Raw genomic sequence first — 21,555 nt, forward strand, 5'->3', positions numbered from 1 at the left:
CGCTCAGACGACGGCAGGGGGCGCGGCCGAATCGGCTGCTTCGGCATCCGGCGTGTCGGTGAACGCCTGCTTCGGCACGAACACGAGCAGCACGGCGGCCACGAGCGCCGTCACGCCGCACACGATCCACACCGTGAGGTAGCCCGAGAACGACCCCGCCGTACCCTCCGCGGCCACGCCGGCGCCCGTCGCGCCGTGGAACAGCGCGATGCCGAAGACGCAGGACGCGATCGCGCCGCCGACCGTCTTGACCGAGTTCGTCAGACCCGTCGCGACGCCCGTCTGCGTGTGCGGCGCTGCCGATGCCGCGGCGGCGGGCAGGGCCGCGACGAGGGCGCCGGACCCGAGCCCCACGATGACCATGTTCGTGATCACCTGCGCGTAGGCGTCGTGGAAGGGGAGGAAGAGCAGGAATCCGACCCCCACGAGCGTCGCGGCCCCGATGAGCGTGACGCGGGGCGTGAGGCGCCGCGCGATGAGCGGGAAGACGAGCGCGCCGGTGATCATCGCGATGAGGTAGATCCCGATGATGAGCGAGACGGCGAAGCCGGAGATGCCCAGGCCGTAGCCGTACACCGCGGGATCGGTGCGTGCGAAGGTCGAGAGCGGGACCTGCGCGCCGAGGACGCTCACGCCGAAGAGTCCCGCCGTGAGGAAGACCGGTCCGAGTGCGGGGGAGGCGAACATCCGCACGTCGATGAGCGGATCGTCGTGGCGCAGCTCCCAGCGGGCGAACGGGATGACGAGCAGGATGCCGAGCGCGACGACGGCCCAGGCGACGAGGTCGCCGGGTCCGTTGAGGCGCAGCAGGCTCAGGCCGCCGGTGAAGGCGATGAGCGCGAGCGAGATGAGCGTGAGGCCTACGACGTCGAGGCGCCCGCCGGTGGGCTCGGGCGATTCCTTGACGCCGAACCAGATGACGAAGAAGCACGCAGTGACCATGAGCGCCGGAACGATCAGGACGACGGTGAGCGGCAGCGTGCCGACAAGCGCGCCGCCCGTGAGCGCACCGATGATCGCGCCGGTCTCGAGCGCCGCGACGAGGAATCCGGCGGCCCGCGCCGTGATCGCCGACTTGTTCTCGAGCCTGCGCGCCCGCGACCAGATGAGCGCGATCTCCAGCGGAAGCCACACCGTGTAGAAGCCCTGGATCGACCACGCGATGAGGAAGAGCGGGAACGAGGTCGTGAAGGGCAGAACGAGGGATGCCGCGGCGGTCACCCCCGTCGACACGAGCAGCATCCGCTTGTGGCCGACCATGTCGCCGAGCTTCGCGAAAGCAGGCACGACGAGCGCCGAGAGCATGAGCTGGCTGCCCTCGAGCCAGTTCAGGTCGGCGTCGTGGATGCCCAGATGCCGCGCGATGTCGGTCAGCATCGGCGTGTAGTAGCCCTGCAGGACGCCGCTGGTGAACTCCACGAAGGCGAGGAATCCGACGACGCCGGCGAGCGTGCCCAGGGTGACGCGCTGCGTCATCGGTGCTCCTTCGCTTCCCGGTCCCCGAGCTCGTCGTCGGGTTGTCGGGATCGCTTCCCGTACGCAGCTCGTCGAGGGGTCAGATCACTGTAGCCGCTGCAGAAGCGTGCGATGGAACAGCTCGCCCCGCTCCAGCGCTGCGACCTCGACGCGCTCGTCGACGCCGTGGATCGCGGCCCGCTGCGCCTTGCTCATCTCGAGTGGCGCGAAGCGGTACACGGCGGGGCTGAACCGGTGGAAGTGCCGGGAGTCGGTCGCGGCCATCATGACGTACGGAACGGTCGCGGCGTCGGGGTGCGAGGCCCGCACGGCCTCCGTGATGAGCGCGAACGGGGCCGAGTCGGTCGCCGATTCGGGGGACGGGTCGTCGCCCTCGACGACGGTCACGTCGACCTTCGCGTCGGCGATCCGGCGGCGCACGCGGCGCACGGTGCTCTCCACCGTCTCGCCGAGGGCGATGCGCAGGTTCAGCGTCGCGGATGCCTGAGACGGCAGCACGTTCGCCGCTGTCCCGCCGGACTGCATCGTCGCGGCGACGGTCGTGCGCACGAGTGCGGCGGGCTCGCCGCCCATCGCCGCGAACGCGCGAGCCGTGAGGGCGGGGGTGCGCGACAGCATCCGGTACAGCGCTCGGGAGGGGCCGTCGGCGCGGTCCGCGAAGAGCTGCAGCATGCGCGAGACGGCGGCCGGCGTCCGAGCCCGGAAGGTGGCGGGGCCCAGGCGGTCGACGGCGCGTGCGATGCGCCCGACCGCCGTGATCCGGGGCGGCGCCGAGGCGTGGCCGCCGTCGCCGCGCGCCGAGAGGCGCAGCGTCAGCACGCCCTTCTCGCCCACCCCGACCATCGCGGCGGGGCCGCGCACGAAGGGGAGCGGCGCGTCGACGACGGCACCGCCTTCGTCGAGGACGAGCCAGGGGATGCCGCCGCGCTCACGGACGGCGGCCGCGAGGTCGCGCGCGGCCGCGCCGAAGACCTCCTCGTCGCCACCGAACGACAGGTACACGTCACGTGCGGGCGTGAAACCCGATGAGAGCAGGTTCTCCACCGCCTCGAGGACGACCAGCAGCGGTCCCTTGTCGTCGAGCGCGCCGCGCCCGTAGACCCACCCGTCGTGGATGCGACCCTCGAACGGCGGGAAGGTCCAGGGGTCGCTCTCGTCCACGGGGACGACGTCGAAGTGCGCCATGAGCACGACCGGCTCACTCGCGGCGGACCCCGGCCAGCGGAAGAGGATGCCGAGCTCGCCGACGCGCGTCCGCTCCAGGTGCCCGTGCACGAGCGGGTACAGCTCCGCGAGGAGCGCGATGAAGTCCTCGAACGGGCCCGGTCCGCGCTGCTCGCGCTCGGCGGACACCGTCGCCAGCTGGATCATGCGCGACAGCCGTTCCGCCATGCCCGGCCGCACGACGCCCCCGGATGCCGAGACCCCCGTGACCTCGTCGGTCATCGGGCGGAGAAGCGCGCCTCGACGGCCGCGCTGACGGTGATCTCCTCGGGCTGAAGGGTCACCGCGGGGGCTCCGCCGACCGCGTCGAAGGCGGCCGAGCGCATCGCCTTGGCCATCATGGGTGCCGCCTCGGGGCCGCCTCCGTCGTGCGCGAGGAGTCCCAGATCGGCGATCTGGACGGGGGTGACGGTCGCGAGGCCGATCGCCTCCGCGTACGCCGTGGCGCGCGCTACCGCGACGCCCACGGCCCGGGTCGCGGCATCCTTCTCCGTCGCCCGTCGGGTCTCGGGCGTGAGCTGCCAGTCGATCCAGCCGAGCTGCACGCCTTCCTGCTCGACGACCTCGGACGCCCACCAGGACAGCACGAGGAAGTCGGTGAACGTCGCCGTGAGCTCCACTGTCGCGTGGTGGACGAGGGCGAGGCGCTTGCCGTCCTGGTTCCACGGGCGCTCGGACCACACCGACACACGCTGGCTCGTCCATTCATGGACGGCACCCGCCTCCTTGCGCGCGATGAGGTCGTCGCGCACGGGCTCGGCGAGCGCTGCGATGCGCTCCACGACGGCACCTCGCTCGGGGCCCTCGGCGACGACCGTGATGTGGGCGACGGCTCGCTCGGGGAGGATGCGGATCTCGTGCTCGCCGCGGACCGTGATGACGACTTCGCTCATGGCTCCGACCTTACGCGGGGCTCGCTCAACCTTCCTCGCCGGGCGCCTTGATGTAGGCGATGTCCTCTCGTGTGACCGCCCAGCGGACGTCGGTGCCCGTGAACAAGTACGCGTCACCGCCGGGGATCGTGAGCCAGGCGCCCTCGACGGACTCCTCGCGCGCATAGCCCGCCTCGACGAGCGCCTCCTGCCCCGCGAGGGTCTCGTCGCCCGTCAGGGGCGCCCACGCGAGGTCGATGAGGTTGTCTGTCGGGATGTCGGGAGACTCGCCCCATCGGCAGATGAGCTGGTCGACGGGCGCGCCGCCCGGGAAGGAGTCGAAGGGACGTGCGCCGATCTGCTCGTCCTGCGTCTCCCACGAGATCCAGCCGTTGCCGGCCATCATGGCCTGGAACTCCGCCGTCGAGGTGTTCTCGCACGTGGCCGCAGCTGCCGTCTCGGACGGCGTCGGGGTCGGCGTCGGGCTCGGGGCGGGTGTCTCCGAGGGAGCGGGAGTGCCGGATGCTGTCGGCGACGACGTCGGCGCGGGTTCGCCGCCCGGGTTCGCGAGGGCGAGCACGACGGCTGCGCCGATCGCGACGAGCACGATCGCACCGATGACGAGGATCCAGATCGACCGCTTGCTCACCTGTGCAGGTTAGCGGGGCGGCGCCGGGAATGGCCTCTGTCGGCAAAGCGTTGTAGTGTGATGTGCTCGGGTGCGACAGCATCCGGGTTGGAAACTCCACAGCGTGACAGCGGTCCTCCGACACGAGGATGCATGGGGATGATCGGTTTCGACATCGCCTGCGAATCTGCGAGAAGCGGGCCGAGGATGCAGGGTTATCTCGTAAACGACCTCTGCAAACCAATAACTGCCGAAAAGAAGCAGTCCGACTTCGCCCTCGCTGCCTGAGCAGCGAGCCCGAGTCCGTCAATCCGTGACTGATCCCGTCACGGTCATTGGCGTCATCTAGGGATCTTGCTGCGTGACGTCGCCTGAGCGTCACGCGGGACTCTTCTCAGGATGGGCTCGTCGACTCAGATGTCTGTGACAAGGGTCGGGGCCGAGTAGAACGAATCCACAGACTGCGCCCGGAGAAGACGCAGAGACCCAGCGATGGACGGGGGTTCGATTCCCCCCATCTCCACCAATCCGCTGTCACGCCAGAGGGCCCGACCCCCCCGCGATCATTCGCGGAGGGTCGGGCCCTCTGCCGTTCCCGCGCGACTGCTAGCTTCTCGACCATGCAGCTCACGCGGTTCGCGACCCCTGCGGGCATCGACGATGTCGGAGGCGACTCGGACTTCCCCGACCGGTGGCACGAGGTCGTGAGCCGGCTCGTCGCCGACTCGACCGAGGTGAGCGGGCGCGGAGCCTATGTGAATCCCGCACGGCGAGCCGTGCGCGCCCGATACGAGCGCGCCATCACGTGGACGGGGATGTCCCGGCCGCTCCTCGTCGAGCACCGCGACGACCGTCGCACGGCCTACGAGCAGGCGGAATCCCGCGACGCCCAGATCGAGTATCTCGAGTGGCACGTCGAGCGGGTGGACGGCAAGATCATGCGCGTCACGTTCACGTGCGAGACCCCGGAGTACTGGAAGCTGCTCGCGCGACGGCATCCTGATGTCGTCGTCGAGCTCTACCGCCGGCATGTGTCGCGCGAGGTCAGGACGGCCGACCTCTTCCGCGGCGGCGTCTACCAGCCGAGGAACGTCTGGAACACCACTCGGGGGATCATGCACTTCATCATGCCGATCAACTCGATGCGGGACCTTCTGGGCGTCTCGCAGGAGGTCGAGCCGTCGCAGCACGCGATCGACGGCTTCGACGAACTGCCCTACTCGCGCACGACAGCGGCGGATGCCCGCATCAACGTGGAGATCTGGGCGATGTCGCGGCAGGGGCTCCACGTGGCGACGGCGAACCCTCCGGGCATCTCCATCATCGGCTGGGACGACTCGGGGTGGACGCGCCCCGACGGGTCGCCGGTCGGCGACTACTGGACGGTCGAGCGCGGGTCGAGAGGGGCGGCGCTTCGCGTCGTCTACGAGGTGCCCGAAGCGGAGGGCTTCCGCGTCGGCGATATCGCGATCGGCGGTCGCCGCATCGAGTTCGGGGCGCAGCTCGCCGAGCACATCACGGTTTCCGCCCGCGTCATCGCGGGGGAGGCCGCGTGAGCGGCGAAGGAGCCGAGGCCCTCGCGGGCCTGCTGTCCGGCCCTGTCGAGCGCCTCTCCGGGATCACACTGCCCGCATCGACGCAGTTCACCGAGGCGTCGCGCTCGCTCCTGGGCGGAGAGGCCGAGGGGGGCGAGCCGCTCTTCGACGCAGCGATGACCGCCGAGATCCAGGGGAACGTCATCCCGGGCTTCAACAAGGACCACCAGCGATTCCTCTTCCTCGCGATCGACGACGTGTGGGGCGCTCGGGCCTGGCTGCAGTGGCTCGCACCGCGGCTGAGCAGCATGCGGGAGGTGCTGGACTTTCGCCGCGAGTTCCGGCGGGAGCGGATGCTGTCGGGCTCGGCCGATCCCTCGACGACCGCGACGTGGACGGCCTTCGCCATCTCTGCCTCGGGCATCGTCAAGCTGCTGGGCGAGGAGGCCCTGGCGGAGATGGGCGACGAGGCGTTCCGCCAGGGCATGGCCGCCCGCTCGACGCTCCTGGGCGATCCGGCCCAGCCGGGGCATCCCGGGCATCGGGACCAGTGGCGGGTGGGTGGCACCGCAGGCGAGGCGGACTTCCTCGTGACGGTCGCCGCCGACAAGCCGGAGGATGCCGAGTGCGCAGCCGCCGAGATCGTCGAGACCGGAGCGCGCAGCGGAGTGAGGATGCTGTTCGAGCAGGTGGGGGCGAACCTCCCCGGAGTGCTTTCGGGCCACGAGCACTTCGGCTTCAAGGACGGCGTCTCTCAGCCCGGGATCCGCGGTGTCACCGAGGACGGCGAGCACCTCGCGCCGCGCTACCTCGACGCGCGCAATCCGCACTCGCGCATCTTCGGCAAGGCCGGCCAGCCGCTTATCTGGCCCGGGCAGTTCGTGCTGGGCATGCCGCGACAGCATCCCGCCGATCCGCTCGTCCCCGCGGAGGACGAGCCCACCGTCCCGGATTGGGCGAAGCACGGCTCGTACCTCGTGTGCCGGCGGCTCGAGCAGGACGTGCCGGCGTTCTGGGATTTCGCGGCTCGCGCGGCGGCTGAGCACGGCACGACCACCGTCCACTTCGCCTCGATGATGGTGGGCCGCTGGCCGAGCGGTGCGCCGCTCTCGCGATCGCCGGAAGCGGACGACCTGCGCCTGGCCGGCGACGAGTTCGCGAACAGCCACTTCCAGTTCGACGACGACACCCGTTCCTGGACGCCGAGCAAGGAGCTCGTCGAGGGCGGCTACCGGGGCGACCGGCATCCCCGCGCGAAGGCCGACCTGTTCGGCCAGGCGTGTCCCGTGGCGGGGCACATCCGCAAGGTCAATCCGCGCGACAGCGGGACCGACTTCGGCGCCCCTGCCGACACGTTCCTGCGGCTCATGCTGCGGCGCGGCATCCCGTACGGCCCGGCGCTCGCGGGTGTCGAGGACCCTTCCCCCGAGCTCGTCGCGGCGGAGCGCGGCCTCATGTTCGTCGCGCACATGGCCTCGATCGAGGACCAGTTCGAGTTCGTCACCCGCCGCTGGGCGAACTCACCGCATCAGCCGAACACCGGTGGCCATGACCCGGTGATCGGGCAGAGCGACGTGTACGGGGACCGCAGGCGGACGTTCGAGGTGACCTCGGCGTCCGGCGATCGGGAGGCGGTCCTCGTCGACCGCGAGTGGGTCACGGCGACGGGGGGCGGGTACTTCTTCGCACCCGCGATCTCCGCCGTGGGCGGAAGGCTCGCGTCGGCGTGAGGCCGGCGAGCCGCCGACGCCGGGGGCGATGTCAAGGCCCTGCGCCGATCCGCGCCCACGGGGTCACAGTGGTCGCATGAAGCATGTGTCGTACGGCGAGAAGTCCCTGCTAATGGACGATGAGTCCGCCGACACCCTCATCGAGTTCGCGAGCATGGTGGCGGCCTCGGGCGGTGGCGACACGGTGACGCTTCGCGCGATCAACATGGAGGGGAACGAGACCGACGTCACGTTCCTGCTCGACGGTGCGACGATGCTCGCGGTCCAGTCCGCCACAACACGCGCGCACGCCCCGACGAACGACGGCGCGGTCCTCGAGATGCGGGAGAAGATCGATCTGATGGAGAACCCGCCGGTGGGCCTTCCGGACCACGATCGCCCTGAGCTCTCGGAGCTCGACGACTTCCTCTAGGACGTGCCTACTCGATGACCGCCCGTCGTGGCCCGGGCGGTGGAGGGACTTCCTTCGCGGCGATGATGTCGGCGCGCGCGATGACCTCGACGCCGCGCTTGCCGTCCACGACGACCGTGTCGGCATCCGCGCTCAGCAGCTCGCCGAGGGCGTCGGTCGCCTGCCCCGACGGGAGCAGGTAGCGCACGACGACGCGGTGCCCCGGCTCGGGAAGCCGGATCCGGCTCACCACTTGCTCGGGGCGTAGTCCTTGAGGAAGACCCCGAAGAGGTCCTCGCCCGCTTCGCCACGCACGATGGGGTCGTACACGCGCGCCGCGCCGTCGACGAGGTCGAGCGGCGCGTGGAAGCCCTCTTCAGCCAGCCGCACCTTCGTGGGGTGCGGGCGCTCGTCCGTGATCCAGCCGGTGTCGACGCTCGTCATGAGGATGCGGTCGGTTTCGAACATCTCGCGCGCACTCGTGCGGGTGAGCATGTTCACGGCGGCCTTCGCCATGTTGGTGTGCGGGTGGCCGGGGCCCTTGTAGCCGCGGTTGAAGACCCCCTCCATCGCGCTCACGTTGACGACGTACGTGCGCCGCGCGGGGCTCGCCGCCATCGACGGTCGCAGCTTCGACACGAGCAGGAACGGCGCCGTCGTGTTGGCGAGCTGGACCTCGAGCATCTCGAGCGGGTCCACTTCATCGACGCGCTGCACCCACGAGTTCGAGTGGTCGAGGTCGGGGATGAGGCCGCCCGCGTCGATCGCGGTCCCGGCGGCGAGGCGCTCGAGCGAGCTGGATCCCGCGGCCATCGCCTGTTCGGTGAGCTCGTCGGCACGGGCGGCGGCCGCGGCGAGGATCGGGTGCGCCGTCACCGAGCGCTCGAGGGCCTGCGGATGCCGGTCGTTCGTGTGGCCGAACGTCACGAGCTCGGGAAGCGGACCGTTCGGCAGGGGGGCGAGCTCCGCGTCCACGAGCGGCTGGTAGGCGCCGGGAGAGCGGCGGACCGTCTGCGTGGCGTTGTTGATGAGGATGTCGAGGGTTCCGGCCGCGGCCACGTCCTCGGCCAGGCCGATCACCTGCGCCGGATCACGCAGGTCGATGCCGACGATCTTGAGCCGGTCGATCCACTCCGGAGCATCCGGCAGGCTGCTGAACCGGCGCACGGCGTCGCGCGGGAAGCGCGTCGTGATAGTCGTGTGGGCGCCGTCCCGGAGCAGCCGGAGCGCGATGTACATGCCGATCTTGGCCCGGCCGCCCGTGAGCAGCGCGCGCTTGCCCGTGAGGTCCGTCCGGGCCTCGCGCTTCGCGTGGCTCAGGGCGGCGCAGGTCGGGCAGAGCTGGTGGTAGAAGGCGTCGACGATCGTGTACGGCTGTTTGCAGATGTAGCAGCCGCGGGCCTTCTTCAGGATCCCGGCGGTCGGAGCGGTCGTGCGCGTGCTGATCGGGATGCCGCGCGTCTCGTCGTCGATGCGGTCCGGCGCCCCGGTGGCCGTCGCCGCGACGACGGCGCGGTCGGCCTGGGCGACAGCATCCCGGATCTCCTGGCGGCGCACCTTCTTGACGGCCTTGAACATCTTCGCCGTGGCGCGCCGCACGGCGACGAAATCCGGGTGCGTCTCGTCGAGGCCGGCCATGCCGTGCAGGACTCGGAGGGTGACCTCGAGATCGCTCGGGTCGATGCCGCTCGGCGGCAGGTCGGAGGCGTCGGGGATCTCGGGAGGCACACGCGATTCTATCGATGCCCGGTTGCGTGCCACCTGTTAGCGTGCTGGCGTGACGATTCCGGATGCTCCTCCCGCCGTGCAGCGCAGCATCCGCGTCTCGGCGGCCGTCATCGTCGACGACGAAGGCCGGCTGCTGCTCGTCCGCAAGGCGGGGACGACCGCGTTCATGCAGCCGGGGGGCAAGCCGGAGGCCGGCGAGAGCGCGAGCCAGACGCTCAGCCGGGAGCTCCTGGAGGAGCTCGGCGTGGATGTCCCGGCTGCGAGGCTGCGACCCTTGGGCGTGTTCACGGCGGATGCCGCGAACGAACCGGGGTTCCTCGTCGTGGCCGACGTGTTCGAGGTCGAGCTCGGAGAGCAGCATCCCGTGATCGGCGCCGAGATCGCGGAGCTCCGCTGGATCTCGCGGGCGGATGCCGAGCAGCTGGAGATCGCCCCGCTCGCGCGCGAGAACTTCCTGCCCGGCTGACCTCCACGGCGCCGACCAGGGTATCGAGCCCGCTACGGCACCTGGCCGAGGAGGTTGGGGGTGCCGCTGGGATTGCTCACCTTGTTGCGGGCCGCGTCAGCCTTGATCGTGCTCGCGACGGTCCCCGGGCTCGCCGACGGATCGGCCTGCAGCACGAGCGCGGCGATGCCGGCGATATGCGGAGACGCCATCGACGTGCCCGAGATCGTCTTGGTCGCGCCGCCGATCCACGTCGAGGTGATGTCCTTTCCGGGCGCGAACAGGTCGACGCATCCGCCGTAGTTCGAGAACGAGGCGCGTGCGTCGGTGCGCGTCGTCGCTGCGACGGTCAGCGCGGAGCCCGCCGACGCAGGGGAGAAGTAGCACGCCGAGGCGCTGTCGTTGCCTGCGGCGACCGCGAGCGTGATGCCTTTGTCGGTCATGCGCTTGACGGCGAGATTGGTCGAGATGCTGTAGATCCCGCCGAGGCTCATGTTCGCGACGGCCGGGCGAACGGCGTGCGCCGTGACCCAGTCCATTCCGGCGATGACGCCCGAGTTCGACCCCGAGCCGTTGCAGCCGAGCACTCTGACGGCCACGAGGGACACCGACTTCGCGACACCGTACGTCGTGCTGCCGACCGTGCCGGCGACGTGCGTGCCGTGGCCGTTGCAGTCCTCGGTTCCGCGGCCGTCCTTGATCGACGTGTAGCCGCTCGTGACGCGGCCCGAGAAGTCGGGGTGCGCGGTCTGGATCCCGGTGTCGATGATGTACGCGCGGACGCCCGCACCCGTGCCGGACGGCCTGTAGCTGTCGTCGAGCGGAAGGCTCGGCTGGTCGATGCGGTCGAGTCCCCACGTCTCCTGCGTCGTCACGACGGAATCCTGCTCGACGGACTCGACGAGGGGGCTCTTCGCGATGACCGCGACCTGAGCGGGGGTGAGCTTCGCGGCGAATCCGCCGAGCGCGGCGTAGGTGCGGGTGATCGCTCCGGTGGGGAGGTGGGTCGCGAGCTTCGCGATCGCAGCCTCAACGGCGGCGATCGGCTTGAGCATCACGATGTAGCGGCCGTCGATCGCGGCGGCCGCCGAGACGCTGATGGGCGCGGCCGCGGTGGCGGATGCTGTCGCGCGCGGCGCCGCGGTGGCCGGCGGTGCGGCGGCGAGAGCCGTGAGAAGGGCGATGGTCGCCGTGGTCATGGCGAGCACGAGTCGCCGGGTGGAGGGGACCGACATGAGGAACTCCGGATCGTCTCGGTGGAACTTCCGAGCCGCCTCGGCGGCGTGTCGCGTCGTGCCGCCAGGAGACATCGACGCCCGAGTGGGCGCGATAGCCCGACGATATTGGGTGGGGCCCGGAGCGCGCGACCCTCGATCGCAGTCGCCGTCAGCTGAGGGCGATCCGCCTTCTCCCGACGGAGGGGCGAGGGGACAGCATCCCGTCCGTCAGACGGCCGGCCGCTCGTGCACAGCGGACTCGAGGGTCTCGCCGTTGAGCTCGAGGTACAGGCGACGCTCGATGATCGAGAGCGTCATGGTGCTGCGGCGCGCGAGGACGGCGACAGCGGCATCGATGAAGCCCGGATCGAAGCTGCGCAGGGCGATCGCCTCGGCGCGGTGGATCCGCTTGCCTGTCCACGCCGCGGCGACCTTGTCGGGATCGCGGTGCGTGTACACGACCGTGCGATCGGCCTGCATGCTCCCGGAGTGCAGGCGCGCGGCATCCGGCGCCCCGACCTCGATCCAGGCCGTGAGACGGCCCGTGAGATCGCGGACGAGGACGGCCGGCTCGTCCGTCGCCGAGATCCCCTCGCTGAACGCGATGCCGTCCTCGAACTCGAGGCAGTAGGCGAGCACGCGGGTCAGCATGAACGCGTCCGTCTCGGATGGATGCCGCGCTACGCGGAGCGTGAGGTCTTCGTACACGCCCCGATCGACGTCGGCGAGCTGGACGTCGAAGGTGTGGATCGTCGCGCCGAGGGCCATGGCGGGTCAGCCCTGCGACCACTCCACGAGCACGATGCCCTGCTTCGTATCGGCGTACTTGACCCAGCCGTCACCGAAGAGGTACGTCAGTCCGTAGCCCTGCTCGTCGACGTTGGCAGCTGTCTCGGGGTTCTCGGTGATGTAGACGCCCTCGGCGCTGTCTTCGCGGATCCATCCGTCGGCGACGAGCTCGTTCTCGGCGGTCGCGGCCTGTTCCGCGGTGATCGGGGCCCAGCCGTAGATCTGCACGTGGTCGGTCGCCGTGCTGAAATCCCCCCACACGCACTGCAGTCCCTCGGGGATCTGGACGCTCGCGACCTGGAAGATGTCGGCGAGATTCGTCCAGCCCAGCGATGCGAAGTCGGCCGCCGTCTCGGGCGGGATGATCGTCTCGCAGGTCGGCTCCTCCGTCGCCGCGGGCTCGACGTCGGGCGTGGTCTCGGGCTCGGGCGCCGGCGACTCGACGCTCGCGTCGACGGTCTCGCTGGGCTCGGGCTCGGTGACGGGGGCCGAAGGGGCGCAGGCGCTCGCGAGCAGCGCGGTCGAGGCGATGGCGAGCATCGCGGCGAGCCGCGTGAGGGATCGGGTCATCGAAGAGGCTCCGGGGTGGCGGGGGAGTGGAGGAGAGCGAGGAAGGCCTCGTGGAGGATGCCGTTCGTCGCGAGCGACGAGCGCTCGGAGATCGAGTCGGCGCCGGAGTACGACGTGAAGCGTCCGCCTGCCTCCGTGATGATCGGCACGTGGGCGGCGACGTCGTATTCCTTGACGTCGAACTCGGCGACGAGCTCGAGACGCCCTTCGGCCAGCAGCATGTACGGCCAGGCGTCGCCGTAGCCGCGGTCGCGCCACACGGCCGCCGTGAGGCGCTCGAGCGCGTCGAGCTCGCCGGCGCCGCGCCACTGCCCGATGCTCTGGAAGCTCACGCTCGCGGCATCGATCGAGTCGATGCCCGAGACCGAGATGCGCCGCTCTGCGCCGTCGGTCGTGTTCGTCCACGCGTCGAGGCCGGATGCCGCCCACCAGCGTCGCCCGATCGCGGGCTGGCTCACGACTCCGACCCGGGGGACTCCGTCGATGCTCAGTGCGATGAGGGTCGACCACATCGGGATGCCCTTGAGGTAGTTCGCCGTGCCGTCGATCGGATCGATGACCCACTGCCGGTCGGCGCTTCCCGTGCTGCTGGTCGCGCCGAACTCCTCGCCGAAGACGCCGTCGTCGGGCCGCTCCGCCTCGATCAGTTCACGGATCGCGCGCTCCGTCGCGAGATCCGCCTCCGTCACCGGCGACGCGTCCGTCTTCGTCTGGACGTCCAGATCCGGTGCGTCGAAGCGTGCCATCGACGCTGCGTCCGCGGCATCCGCGAGCTTCAGCGCGAACGCGAGGTCGTCGCCGAGGTCGCCGTCGAAGGGCGCGGCGAAGGACCCGGGTGGGAGGGGGGAGGGCACTGATCAAGGATAATCGCGCGCATATGCCTCGATTTCCATGTGGCGGGATCGTGATGTAACGTTGACCCTCGGTTCGCCAAGTGCGAAACGAGCACCTCTAGCTCAATCGGCAGAGCAACTGACTCTTAATCAGTGGGTTCTGGGTTCGAGTCCCAGGGGGTGCACCAACGAGAAATGGGCTCCGCGTCAGCGGGGCCCATTTCTCGTTTCGGCGCTGCGAGACAGGCGGTCGGGCGTGCCGAACTCCGGCTCCGCGGTGCACGAGTCGCCGCGACGTCCGCGAACGCCCGGCGTGTCGTCACACGCTGCCGGAGTTCGGCACGGGTGCGGCTCAGGCAGCGTCGCCCACGAGGACCGCGGTGGCCTCGTCGGCAGCATCCGCCTCGACCTCGTCGATGTGCCGGAGAGCCTTGCGGCCGACGGCGAGCGTGCCCGCCGCGACGAGGACGGATGCCGCGGCGAAGACGTAGGGCACGGCGGCGCCGTAGGCGTGCCAGAGGAGCGCCGCGAGTGGGGGAGCGGCGGCGCCGCCGAGGAAGCGCACGGCCGAGTACGCGGAGGACGCCACCGAGCGCGGCAGGTCGGTCGCCTCCATCACCGATTCGGTCAGGACCGTGTTCATGACGCCGAGGAGCAGGCCACCGACGACGATGCACGCCACGAGCGCGGCGCTGCTCTCGACGAACACGGCCGCTGCGAGGAGGTCCACGGCGAGCAGCGGCAGCACGGCGAGCATGACGGTCGTGCGTGCGAATCGGCGCAGCAGGAGGGGAGCGACCCACACGCTCGTCACGGCGAGGGCGACGCCCCAGCCGAAGAACGTCAGCCCGATGCCCATCGCCCCGAAACCGAGCGGGAACGGCGAGAAGGCGAGGAGCACGAAGAACCCGATGTTGTAGAACAGGGCCGCGACGGCGAGGATCGCGAGCGCGGGCCGGCGGAGCGCCTGGAACGGCGCCGAGAGCGGCACGGGCGCGCGCTTCTCGACCGGTCCGCGCAGCAGGACGAGCACCGCCACGAACGCGATCGCCATGAGCGCGACGACGCCGAAGAACGGGCCGCGCCAGCTCACCTCCCCGAGGATGCCGCCCAGGAGCGGTCCGATCGCGATGCCGAGGCCGAGCGCGGCCTCGTAGAGGATGATCGCGGCGCCGCTTCCGCCCGAGGCTGCGCCGACGATCGTCGCGAGCGCGGTCGAGATGAAGAGGGCGTTGCCCAGGCCCCAGCCGGCGCGGAACGCGATGATGGCATCGACGCTGCCGCTCAGGGCGCACAGGAGCGCGAACACGACGATGAGCCCCAGCCCGGTCAGGAGCGTCGCCTTCGCGCCGATGCGGCTGGAGATCCAGCTCGTGACGAGCATCGCGAGGCCGGTCACGAGGAGGTAGCTCGTGAAGAGCAGCTCGGTCTGCACGGGGCTCGCGTGGAGCGACTCGGCGATCGCGGGCAGGATCGGATCGACGAGGCCGATGCCCATGAAGGCGACGACGCAGGCGAATGCGACGGCCCATACCTGGCCCGGCTGGCGCCACACGCTGACGCTCGCGCCCCCGCTCATCGGGCGACCTCCACAGCCGCGGTCTTGCGCGCGAGGATGGCGGCGGCTGTGCGCAGCGCGTCCCACTCGGACTCCGTGAGGTCCTCGAAATGCGGCGCGAGAGCCGAGGTGAGCTGCACGATCCACGCTTCGAGCGCCTCGAGGCCGAGGGGAGTGACCGTGACGATCGTGACGCGCGAGTCCGCGGCATCCGTCGACCGCTCGACCAGGCCGAGGTCGTCCATCTGGCCCACGAGGCGCGTCATGCCGGGCTGGGTGACGCGGCTCAGCCGGGCCAGATCGCCGACGCGGAGGGGACCGCGGGCGCGCAGGATCGTGAGCGTCCGCCATTGCGCTGCGGGGGTGTCGCTCTGCGTCTCCAGGGCCGCGACGCGCGTGAGGGCGTGCGCGGCGACGATCAAGGTCTCGATGTCGTGCTGATGGGTCACTCGATAAGCATACCCACGCTATATACCGTAGGTATTCATCTGTACGGGTTGACGATGCCGAGCACCGGTTCATAAATTCGCACTACCCGTGCAGCAGGCCGCCGGGCGGGTTGGAGGAGCCGTGACGGAGCAGGATCTCGAGGGCAGGCGCGTGCTCGTGACGGGCGGAGGGAGCGGCATCGGGCTCGCGTGCGCGCGGGAGTTCGCACGGCGCGGCGCCCACGTCACGATCGCCGACCTCAACGCCGATGCGGCGCAGACGGCGGCATCCGAGATCTCCGGCGAGGCGTGGGTCGTCGACCTCGCGGATACGGCGGCGCTCGACGACCTCGTCCTGGATGTCGACATCCTCGTGAACAACGCGGGCATCCAGAAGGTCGCACCCATCCACGAGTTCGAGCCCGACATGTTCCGGCTCATCCTGCGGCTCATGCTCGAGTCGCCGTTCCTCCTGATCCGCGCGGCGCTGCCAGGCATGTACGAGCGCGGCTGGGGTCGCATCATCAACATCTCGAGCGCCCATGGGCTGCGCGCGAGCGCCTTCAAATCGGCGTACGTCGCGGCCAAGCACGGGCTCGAGGGGCTGTCGAAGGTCACGGCGCTCGAGGGCGGCTCGCACGGCGTCACGAGCAACTGCATCAACCCCGCGTACGTCCGCACTCCACTCGTCGAGAAGCAGATCGCCGATCAGGCGCGCATCCACGGCATCCCCGAGAGCGAGGTCGTCGAGAAGGTCATGCTCGGCGAGATCGCCGTCAAGCGCCTCGTCGAGGCCGACGAGGTCGCGTCGCTCGCGGGATGGCTCGCCTCCGAAAAGGCGGGCATGGTGACGGGCGCCTCCTACACGATGGACGGCGGGTGGACGGCGCGATGACGACCCACACCCACCGGACGGTCGACGTCCCCGTGGCGGGTGGGATGCTGCGCGTCGGCGTCTGGGACCCCGTCGGCCCCGCCCGCGCCGATGTCCTCGCCGTGCACGGAGTGACAGCATCCCACCGTGCGTGGCCCTTCGTCGCGGAGCGGCTGCCCGGCGTGCGGGTCATCGCTCCCGACCTGCGCGGTCGTGGCCGCAGCAACGAGCTCGAGGGTCCTGCGGGCATGGCTGTGCACGCCGCCGATCTCGCCGCCGTCCTCGATGCGCTCGACGTTCCGCGGGCCGTGGTGGCCGGCCACTCGATGGGCGGCTTCGTGGCGGTCGTCTTCGCGCACCGGCACGCCGAACGCGTGTCACGTCTCGTCCTCGTCGACGGCGGACTCCCGCTCGACGTACCGCAGGGACTCGATCCGGACGAGCTCGTCTCGACGATCCTCGGTCCTACGGCTGCGCGGCTCTCGATGAGGTTCGCCGACGTGCGGGAGTACCTCGACTTCTGGCGACAGCATCCCGCCTTCCAGCAGGACTGGACGCCCGAGCTCGAGGATTACCTCGCCTACGACCTGGTCCCGGCTGGCGACGCGTTCCGCCCCGCGACGAGCTACTCGACGACCGTCGACGACACGATCGACATGAACACGGGGTCGGCGCTGAGGGACGCGCTGGCCGAGCTGCGGCATCCCGCCGTTCTCGTGACGGTGCCGCGCGGCCTGCTCGACCAGGAGCCGGGGCTCTACCCGCCCGCGCACCTCGAGCGCGTCCTCGCCGCCATCCCCGGCGTGCGTCACGAGCGCGTCGAGGGCTTCAACCACTACACGATCGTGATGTCGGCGGAGGGGGCGGATGCTGTCGCCTCGGTCATCGAGCGCGAGCTCGAGGCTGCACGCGACTGAGCCGCGTCAGCGCCCTCCCGCGGCCACGCGGGTCGTGAGCTGGTGGGCGTGCGCGAGGAGGGTGCGGCCGAGCTCGGGGAGGCGATCGGCGCCGAAGCGGAACTCGACACCCGTGAGGCTCAGGGCCCACTGCGGGTGCCCCTCCTTCGTGAACACCGCGGCGCCCAGGCCGTAGCTGCCCTCGACGATGAGGCCGGGGTTCAGGGCGTAGCCGCGGGCCTGCGTCTCGCGCAGCCTCGTGCGCAGCCGCGGCTCGGAGTGCGAGGATCCCCATCGCTCGCCGAGCTCGGGATGCCGCTCGAAGTACGCGTCCACATCGTGGGGAGGGAGGAACGCGAGGATCGCGAGGCCGGCCGACGCGACGCCGAGCGGGAAGCGCACGCCCTCGGAGAGCACGAACGACCGGATCGGGAAGCTGCCCTCCTCGCGCAGGAGGCATACGGTCTCGTCGCCGCGGCGGACCGAGAGGAACGCGCTCTCCTCCGTCCGCACGGCGAGCGAGCGGACGATGTCGCGTGCAATGGCCGTGATGTCGTAGCGGGATGCCGCGACCGTGCCCATCAAGTAGAGCTCGGGTCCCGGCATCCATCGTCCCGTGCGCTCGTCCTGGTCGACGAGGCCCTCGTGGCGCAGGGCGGTCAGGAGCCGGTGCGCGGTCGGGCGGGTCAGCTCAGCGCGGCGAGCGAGGTCCGCGACCGCGAGCCCGTCGTCGCCGGCAGAAGTGACGAGCCGCAGCACGCGCGCCGCGCGCGCCACCGACTGCGCGCCGGGCACGCTCCGGTTCGCGGTGGTGTCCACGATATGGACACTAGGCGTCCTCGCATCCACATGGCAAGCGCGGTCGCCCGCTCCCGACCTCGCCGGGCGCAGGATGGACGGGACCCGCGCAGTCGCGGGCGAGCGCACGCGCGACGAAGGAGTGACACGTGATCGACAAGACCGTGGGGTCGGCGGCGGAGGCCGTCGCCGACATCCCGGATGGAGCGAGCCTCGCAGTAGGCGGGTTCGGGCTCTCGGGCAACCCCATCGCCCTCATCGAGGCGCTGCTCGCCCAGGGGACGAGCGACCTCAGCATCGTGAGCAACAACTGCGGCGTCGACGACTGGGGTCTCGGCGTCCTGCTGAACGCGAAGCGCATTCGCAAGATGACGTCGTCGTACGTGGGCGAGAACAAGGAGTTCGAGCGGCAGTTCCTGTCGGGTGAGCTCGAGCTCGAGCTCACGCCGCAGGGGACCCTCGCCGAGAAGCTCCGTGCAGGAGGCTCCGGCATCGCGGCCTTCTTCACGCAGACGGGCGTCGGCACGCAGGTGTCCGAGGGCGGCCTGCCGCGCAAGTACGACGGTCAGGGCGGCATCGCGGTGGCCTCGCCGAAGAAGGACGTCCGCACGTTCGACTTCGCGGGCGAGCCGTGCGAGTTCGTGCTCGAGGAGGCCATCACCACCGACTTCGCGCTCGTCCATGCGCTGAAGGGCGACCGCCACGGCAACCTCGTGTTCAACAAGTCGGCGCGCAACTTCAACCCCCTCGCGGCGATGGCCGGGCGCGTGTGCATCGCGCAGGTCGAAGAGCTCGTGGAGCCGGGCGAACTCGACCCCGACAGCATCCACCTCCCCGGCATCTTCGTGCACCGGATCATCGAAGTCGGATCCGGGATCGAGAAGCGCATCGAGCGTCGGACAGTCACCCAGGCCCAGGGATCGGAGAACTGACATGGCCCTCACCCGCAACGAGATGGCGGCGCGCGCGGCGCGCGAGCTCGGCGACGGCGCGTACGTCAACCTCGGCATCGGCCTTCCGACCCTCGTGCCGAACTACGTGCCCGAGGGCGTCACGGTCGTGCTGCAGTCCGAGAACGGCATCCTCGGCGTCGGCCCGTACCCGACCGAGGAGCACGTCGATCCCGACCTCATCAACGCCGGCAAGGAGACCGTCACGACGCTGCCGGGCGCGGCGTTCTTCGACTCCGCGACGAGCTTCGGCATGATCCGCGGCGGCAAGATCGACGCCGCGATCCTCGGCGCGATGCAGGTGTCGAAGTCCGGCGACCTGGCGAACTGGATGATCCCGGGGAAGATGGTCAAGGGTCCCGGCGGCGCGATGGACCTCGTCCACGGCGCCGGGCGCGTCATCGTCCTCATGGAGCACGTCGCACGCGACGGCTCCGCCAAGATCGTCGACGAATGCTCGCTGCCGCTCACCGGCCGCGGCGTCGTCGACCGCATCATCACCGACCTCGCCGTCATCGACGTGACCGAGGAAGGCCTCGTGCTCGTCGAGCTCGCCCCCGGGGTGACAGTCGACGAGGTCGTCGCGGCGACCGAGCCGGAGCTCATCGTCGCCCCCGGCCATCGAGTAGCGAGGAACGAGCGTATCGAGATGAGGATCGAAGCATGAACAACAACGACGACGTCGTCATCGTCGCCGCCGCGCGCACTCCGCAGGGGCGGCTCAAGGGTCAGCTCGCGCCGCTCACTGCGGTGCAGCTCGGCTCCATCGCGATCAAGGGCGCGCTCGCCCAGGGCGGCATCCCGCCGAAGGCCGTCGACGCCGTGCTCGTCGGTCAGGTGCTCCCCGCCGGGGCGGGACAGAACCCCGCTCGGCAGGCCGCCGTCGGCGCCGGCATCGGCTGGGACGTCCACGCGGGCTCGGTCAACAAGGTCTGCCTCTCGGGGCTCACGGCCGTCATCGACGCCGCGCGCATGCTCAAGCTCGGCGACGCGACCGTCGTCGTCGCGGCGGGTATGGAATCGATGACCCGCGCACCGCACCTGCTGGCCGGCTCCCGCGACGGCTGGGCGTACGGCTCGGTCGAGGTGCTCGACCACATGGCCTACGACGGACTCACCGACGCCTACGACCGCGAGAGCATGGGCGCGTCCACCGAGCGGCACAACGGCCGCCTCGAGATCACACGTCAGGTTCAGGATGCTGTCGCCGCGAGGTCGCACCAGCGCGCCGCGGCCGCACAAGCCGACGGTCTCTTCGAGGCCGAGATCGTCCCCGTCGAGATCCCGCAGCGAAAGGGCGACCCCGTCATCGTGACCAAGGACGAGGGCGTGCGACCCGAGACCACGGTCGAGACGCTCGCGAACCTGCGCCCCGCGTTCGCGGAGGGCGGCTCGATCACGGCGGGCAACTCGTCGCAGATCTCGGACGGGGCGTCTGCGGTCGTGCTGACGACGCGCTCGCACGCCGACGAGCAGGGCTGGCCCGTGCTCGCCGTCGTCGGCGCGGCGGGCCAGGTCGCAGGCCCCGACAACTCGCTGCACTCGCAGCCCGCGCGGGCGATCGAGAAGGCGCTCGGCAAGCAGGGCTTGTCCGTCGACGATCTCGACCTCGTCGAGATCAACGAGGCCTTCGGCGCCGTCGTCGCGCGGTCGCAGGCCGAGCTCGGGCTCTCGGACGATATCGTGAACCCGCACGGCGGCGGGATCGCGATCGGACATCCGATCGGAGCGTCGGGCAACCGGCTCGTCGTGCACGCCGTGCACGAGCTCGTGCGCCGTGGAGGCGGTACAGCCGCCGTCGCGCTGTGCGGTGGCGGCGGCCAGGGCGACGCACTCATCCTGACGCGCTGAGCACGAGAGCGAGGGGCGCGGTAGCGTCGTGCGGGTGACGACGATCGCGCCCCTCGCTGTATCCGACCGCGACGAGTGGCTCGCGCTGTGGCGCGGCTATCTGACCTTCTACGAGGCATCCCTGTCGGACGAGGTGACAGACGCGACCTTCGAGCGGCTCATCGCCGGTGAGGAGCTGCACGGCGCCGTCGCACGGGATGCCGACGGCCGGGCCGTCGGGATCGTGCACTGGCTCACGCACAGCGCGACCTGGACCACGACGACGTACTGCTATCTCGAAGACCTGTTCGTGGCACCGGCCACGCGTGGCGGGGGCGTCGGGCGCGCGCTCATCGAGCATGTCCGCTCATGGGCCGACGACGCCGGATGCCGGAAGGTCTACTGGCTCACGCAGCAGTCGAACGAGACGGCGCGGGCGCTGTACGACCGCGTGGCGACGAGCACGGGATTCGTGCACTACGAGATCCCGCTGCACGCTTGACGCGCGGGCGCCCGCTCAGCGCCTGAGCCGCTTCTGGAGGATCTTGTCCTCGTGGCCCGCGATGGGCGAGTCCGGCGCAACCGTCTGGCCCTGGCCGGCACGGCGGACGTCCACGATCGCACCGATCGCCAGGACGAGCGAGATCGCCCAGCTCAGCCACGCCAGCGCGACGCGCCACGTGAACGGCGCGTTGTTCTGGAGCGCGCGCAACAGCGCGATGCCGCCCGTGATGACGCCGAGGAGGCCCGTGCCGAACAGGTACTTGCGCATGGGCCCACGCT

Annotated in this window: 24 protein-coding genes, 1 tRNA gene and 1 other RNA gene; 12 read left to right on the forward strand and 14 right to left on the reverse strand. The window is 70.6% G+C overall.

Going from position 1 to position 21,555, the window contains the following annotated elements; all coding sequences use genetic code 11:
* Positions 1–3: 3 nt before the first annotated feature.
* The 4 genes from ABZ477_RS01075 to ABZ477_RS01090 all read right to left on the reverse strand — a co-directional run bounded on the left by ABZ477_RS01075 (position 4) and on the right by ABZ477_RS01090 (position 4,221).
* Positions 4–1,476, reverse strand: coding sequence for an MFS transporter (locus tag ABZ477_RS01075; protein ID WP_360126535.1), 1,473 nt, complete (start codon positions 1,474–1,476; stop codon positions 4–6).
* A gap of 84 nt (positions 1,477–1,560) precedes the next feature.
* Positions 1,561–2,922 carry a M20/M25/M40 family metallo-hydrolase gene (locus tag ABZ477_RS01080; RefSeq protein WP_360126538.1) on the reverse strand — a complete coding sequence of 454 codons (1,362 nt, stop codon included), beginning with the start codon at positions 2,920–2,922 and terminating at the stop codon, positions 1,561–1,563.
* Positions 2,919–3,593, reverse strand: coding sequence for an SIMPL domain-containing protein (locus ABZ477_RS01085; RefSeq protein WP_360126540.1), 675 nt, complete (start codon positions 3,591–3,593; stop codon positions 2,919–2,921). Before ABZ477_RS01085 ends, ABZ477_RS01080 begins: the two co-directional genes overlap by 4 nt.
* Positions 3,594–3,618: 25 nt before the next feature.
* Positions 3,619–4,221 carry a hypothetical protein gene (locus ABZ477_RS01090; protein WP_360126543.1) on the reverse strand — a complete coding sequence of 201 codons (603 nt, stop codon included), beginning with the start codon at positions 4,219–4,221 and terminating at the stop codon, positions 3,619–3,621.
* Positions 4,222–4,355: 134 nt separating this feature from the next.
* On the opposite strand from ABZ477_RS01090, the gene ssrA reads away from it, so the two are divergent.
* The 4 genes from ssrA to ABZ477_RS01110 all read left to right on the forward strand — a co-directional run bounded on the left by ssrA (position 4,356) and on the right by ABZ477_RS01110 (position 7,877).
* Positions 4,356–4,726: a transfer-messenger RNA gene (gene ssrA / locus ABZ477_RS01095) on the forward strand.
* A 94-nt stretch (positions 4,727–4,820) separates the two neighbouring features.
* The gene (locus tag ABZ477_RS01100) at positions 4,821–5,756 is read left to right on the forward strand and encodes a hypothetical protein (RefSeq protein ID WP_360126546.1); all 936 of its coding nucleotides are present in this window, start codon (positions 4,821–4,823) and stop codon (positions 5,754–5,756) included.
* Entirely contained in the window at positions 5,753–7,465 is a 1,713-nt protein-coding gene (locus tag ABZ477_RS01105) for a Dyp-type peroxidase (protein ID WP_360126549.1), read from the forward strand. Before ABZ477_RS01100 ends, ABZ477_RS01105 begins: the two co-directional genes overlap by 4 nt.
* A gap of 76 nt (positions 7,466–7,541) precedes the next feature.
* Positions 7,542–7,877 carry a hypothetical protein gene (locus ABZ477_RS01110; RefSeq protein ID WP_360126552.1) on the forward strand — a complete coding sequence of 112 codons (336 nt, stop codon included), beginning with the start codon at positions 7,542–7,544 and terminating at the stop codon, positions 7,875–7,877.
* 7 nt (positions 7,878–7,884) lie between these two features.
* Here the strand turns inward: ABZ477_RS01110 and ABZ477_RS01115 are convergent, their stop codons facing one another.
* Together ABZ477_RS01115 and ABZ477_RS01120 are read right to left on the reverse strand one after the other, a co-directional pair.
* The gene (locus ABZ477_RS01115; protein WP_360126555.1) at positions 7,885–8,106 is read right to left on the reverse strand and encodes a hypothetical protein; all 222 of its coding nucleotides are present in this window, start codon (positions 8,104–8,106) and stop codon (positions 7,885–7,887) included.
* Positions 8,103–9,584, reverse strand: coding sequence for an SDR family NAD(P)-dependent oxidoreductase (locus ABZ477_RS01120; protein WP_360126558.1), 1,482 nt, complete (start codon positions 9,582–9,584; stop codon positions 8,103–8,105). The genes ABZ477_RS01115 and ABZ477_RS01120 overlap by 4 nt, the downstream gene beginning before the upstream one ends.
* A gap of 49 nt (positions 9,585–9,633) precedes the next feature.
* On the opposite strand from ABZ477_RS01120, the gene ABZ477_RS01125 reads away from it, so the two are divergent.
* Positions 9,634–10,050: an NUDIX domain-containing protein gene (locus tag ABZ477_RS01125; RefSeq protein WP_360126561.1), complete on the forward strand. Its 417-nt coding sequence runs from the start codon at positions 9,634–9,636 to the stop codon at positions 10,048–10,050.
* Positions 10,051–10,082: 32 nt separating this feature from the next.
* Here the strand turns inward: ABZ477_RS01125 and ABZ477_RS01130 are convergent, their stop codons facing one another.
* The 4 genes from ABZ477_RS01130 to ABZ477_RS01145 all read right to left on the reverse strand — a co-directional run bounded on the left by ABZ477_RS01130 (position 10,083) and on the right by ABZ477_RS01145 (position 13,459).
* Positions 10,083–11,264, reverse strand: a complete 1,182-nt coding sequence (locus tag ABZ477_RS01130; RefSeq protein WP_360126564.1) for a S8 family peptidase — start codon at positions 11,262–11,264, stop codon at positions 10,083–10,085.
* Between the two features lie 210 nt (positions 11,265–11,474).
* Entirely contained in the window at positions 11,475–12,014 is a 540-nt protein-coding gene (locus ABZ477_RS01135) for a YaeQ family protein (RefSeq protein WP_360126567.1), read from the reverse strand.
* A gap of 6 nt (positions 12,015–12,020) precedes the next feature.
* Positions 12,021–12,605 (reverse strand): hypothetical protein, encoded by a 585-nt coding sequence (locus ABZ477_RS01140; RefSeq protein ID WP_360126570.1) that lies wholly within the window; start codon positions 12,603–12,605, stop codon positions 12,021–12,023.
* Positions 12,602–13,459, reverse strand: a complete 858-nt coding sequence (locus ABZ477_RS01145; protein WP_360126573.1) for an inositol monophosphatase family protein — start codon at positions 13,457–13,459, stop codon at positions 12,602–12,604. Before ABZ477_RS01145 ends, ABZ477_RS01140 begins: the two co-directional genes overlap by 4 nt.
* A gap of 91 nt (positions 13,460–13,550) precedes the next feature.
* Here ABZ477_RS01145 and ABZ477_RS01150 point away from each other — a divergent pair.
* Positions 13,551–13,626, forward strand: a tRNA-Lys gene (locus tag ABZ477_RS01150).
* 164 nt (positions 13,627–13,790) lie between these two features.
* Here ABZ477_RS01150 and ABZ477_RS01155 read toward each other — a convergent pair.
* Both ABZ477_RS01155 and ABZ477_RS01160 read right to left on the reverse strand, forming a co-directional pair.
* Positions 13,791–15,017 (reverse strand): MFS transporter, encoded by a 1,227-nt coding sequence (locus tag ABZ477_RS01155; RefSeq protein WP_360126576.1) that lies wholly within the window; start codon positions 15,015–15,017, stop codon positions 13,791–13,793.
* Positions 15,014–15,445, reverse strand: coding sequence for a MarR family transcriptional regulator (locus ABZ477_RS01160; RefSeq protein ID WP_360126579.1), 432 nt, complete (start codon positions 15,443–15,445; stop codon positions 15,014–15,016). The genes ABZ477_RS01155 and ABZ477_RS01160 overlap by 4 nt, the downstream gene beginning before the upstream one ends.
* 121 nt (positions 15,446–15,566) lie before the next feature.
* On the opposite strand from ABZ477_RS01160, the gene ABZ477_RS01165 reads away from it, so the two are divergent.
* Both ABZ477_RS01165 and ABZ477_RS01170 read left to right on the forward strand, forming a co-directional pair.
* Entirely contained in the window at positions 15,567–16,319 is a 753-nt protein-coding gene (locus tag ABZ477_RS01165; protein WP_360126582.1) for a 3-hydroxybutyrate dehydrogenase, read from the forward strand.
* Entirely contained in the window at positions 16,316–17,215 is a 900-nt protein-coding gene (locus ABZ477_RS01170; RefSeq protein ID WP_360126585.1) for an alpha/beta hydrolase, read from the forward strand. Before ABZ477_RS01165 ends, ABZ477_RS01170 begins: the two co-directional genes overlap by 4 nt.
* Positions 17,216–17,221: 6 nt before the next feature.
* Here the strand turns inward: ABZ477_RS01170 and ABZ477_RS01175 are convergent, their stop codons facing one another.
* On the reverse strand, positions 17,222–18,013 hold the full coding sequence (locus ABZ477_RS01175; RefSeq protein ID WP_360126588.1) for an IclR family transcriptional regulator: 792 nt from the start codon (positions 18,011–18,013) through the stop codon (positions 17,222–17,224).
* A 128-nt stretch (positions 18,014–18,141) separates the two neighbouring features.
* Here ABZ477_RS01175 and ABZ477_RS01180 point away from each other — a divergent pair, with 128 nt between their 5' ends.
* From ABZ477_RS01180 to ABZ477_RS01195, 4 genes are read left to right on the forward strand one after another with little or no spacing between them, the layout of a single operon-like run.
* Positions 18,142–18,924: a CoA transferase subunit A gene (locus ABZ477_RS01180; protein WP_360126591.1), complete on the forward strand. Its 783-nt coding sequence runs from the start codon at positions 18,142–18,144 to the stop codon at positions 18,922–18,924.
* Between the two features lies 1 nt (position 18,925).
* Positions 18,926–19,609: a CoA transferase subunit B gene (locus ABZ477_RS01185; protein WP_360126594.1), complete on the forward strand. Its 684-nt coding sequence runs from the start codon at positions 18,926–18,928 to the stop codon at positions 19,607–19,609.
* Complete coding sequence (locus ABZ477_RS01190; protein WP_360126597.1) at positions 19,606–20,793, forward strand: acetyl-CoA C-acetyltransferase; 1,188 nt, start codon at positions 19,606–19,608, stop codon at positions 20,791–20,793. Before ABZ477_RS01185 ends, ABZ477_RS01190 begins: the two co-directional genes overlap by 4 nt.
* Before the next feature lie 34 nt (positions 20,794–20,827).
* Complete coding sequence (locus tag ABZ477_RS01195) at positions 20,828–21,274, forward strand: GNAT family N-acetyltransferase (RefSeq protein ID WP_360126600.1); 447 nt, start codon at positions 20,828–20,830, stop codon at positions 21,272–21,274.
* A 15-nt stretch (positions 21,275–21,289) separates the two neighbouring features.
* Here the strand turns inward: ABZ477_RS01195 and ABZ477_RS01200 are convergent, their stop codons facing one another.
* Complete coding sequence (locus tag ABZ477_RS01200; RefSeq protein WP_360126603.1) at positions 21,290–21,544, reverse strand: hypothetical protein; 255 nt, start codon at positions 21,542–21,544, stop codon at positions 21,290–21,292.
* Positions 21,545–21,555: the final 11 nt, after the last annotated feature.

This window comes from Microbacterium sp. NPDC019599, assembly GCF_040632175.1.
Lineage (GTDB): Bacteria > Actinomycetota > Actinomycetes > Actinomycetales > Microbacteriaceae > Microbacterium.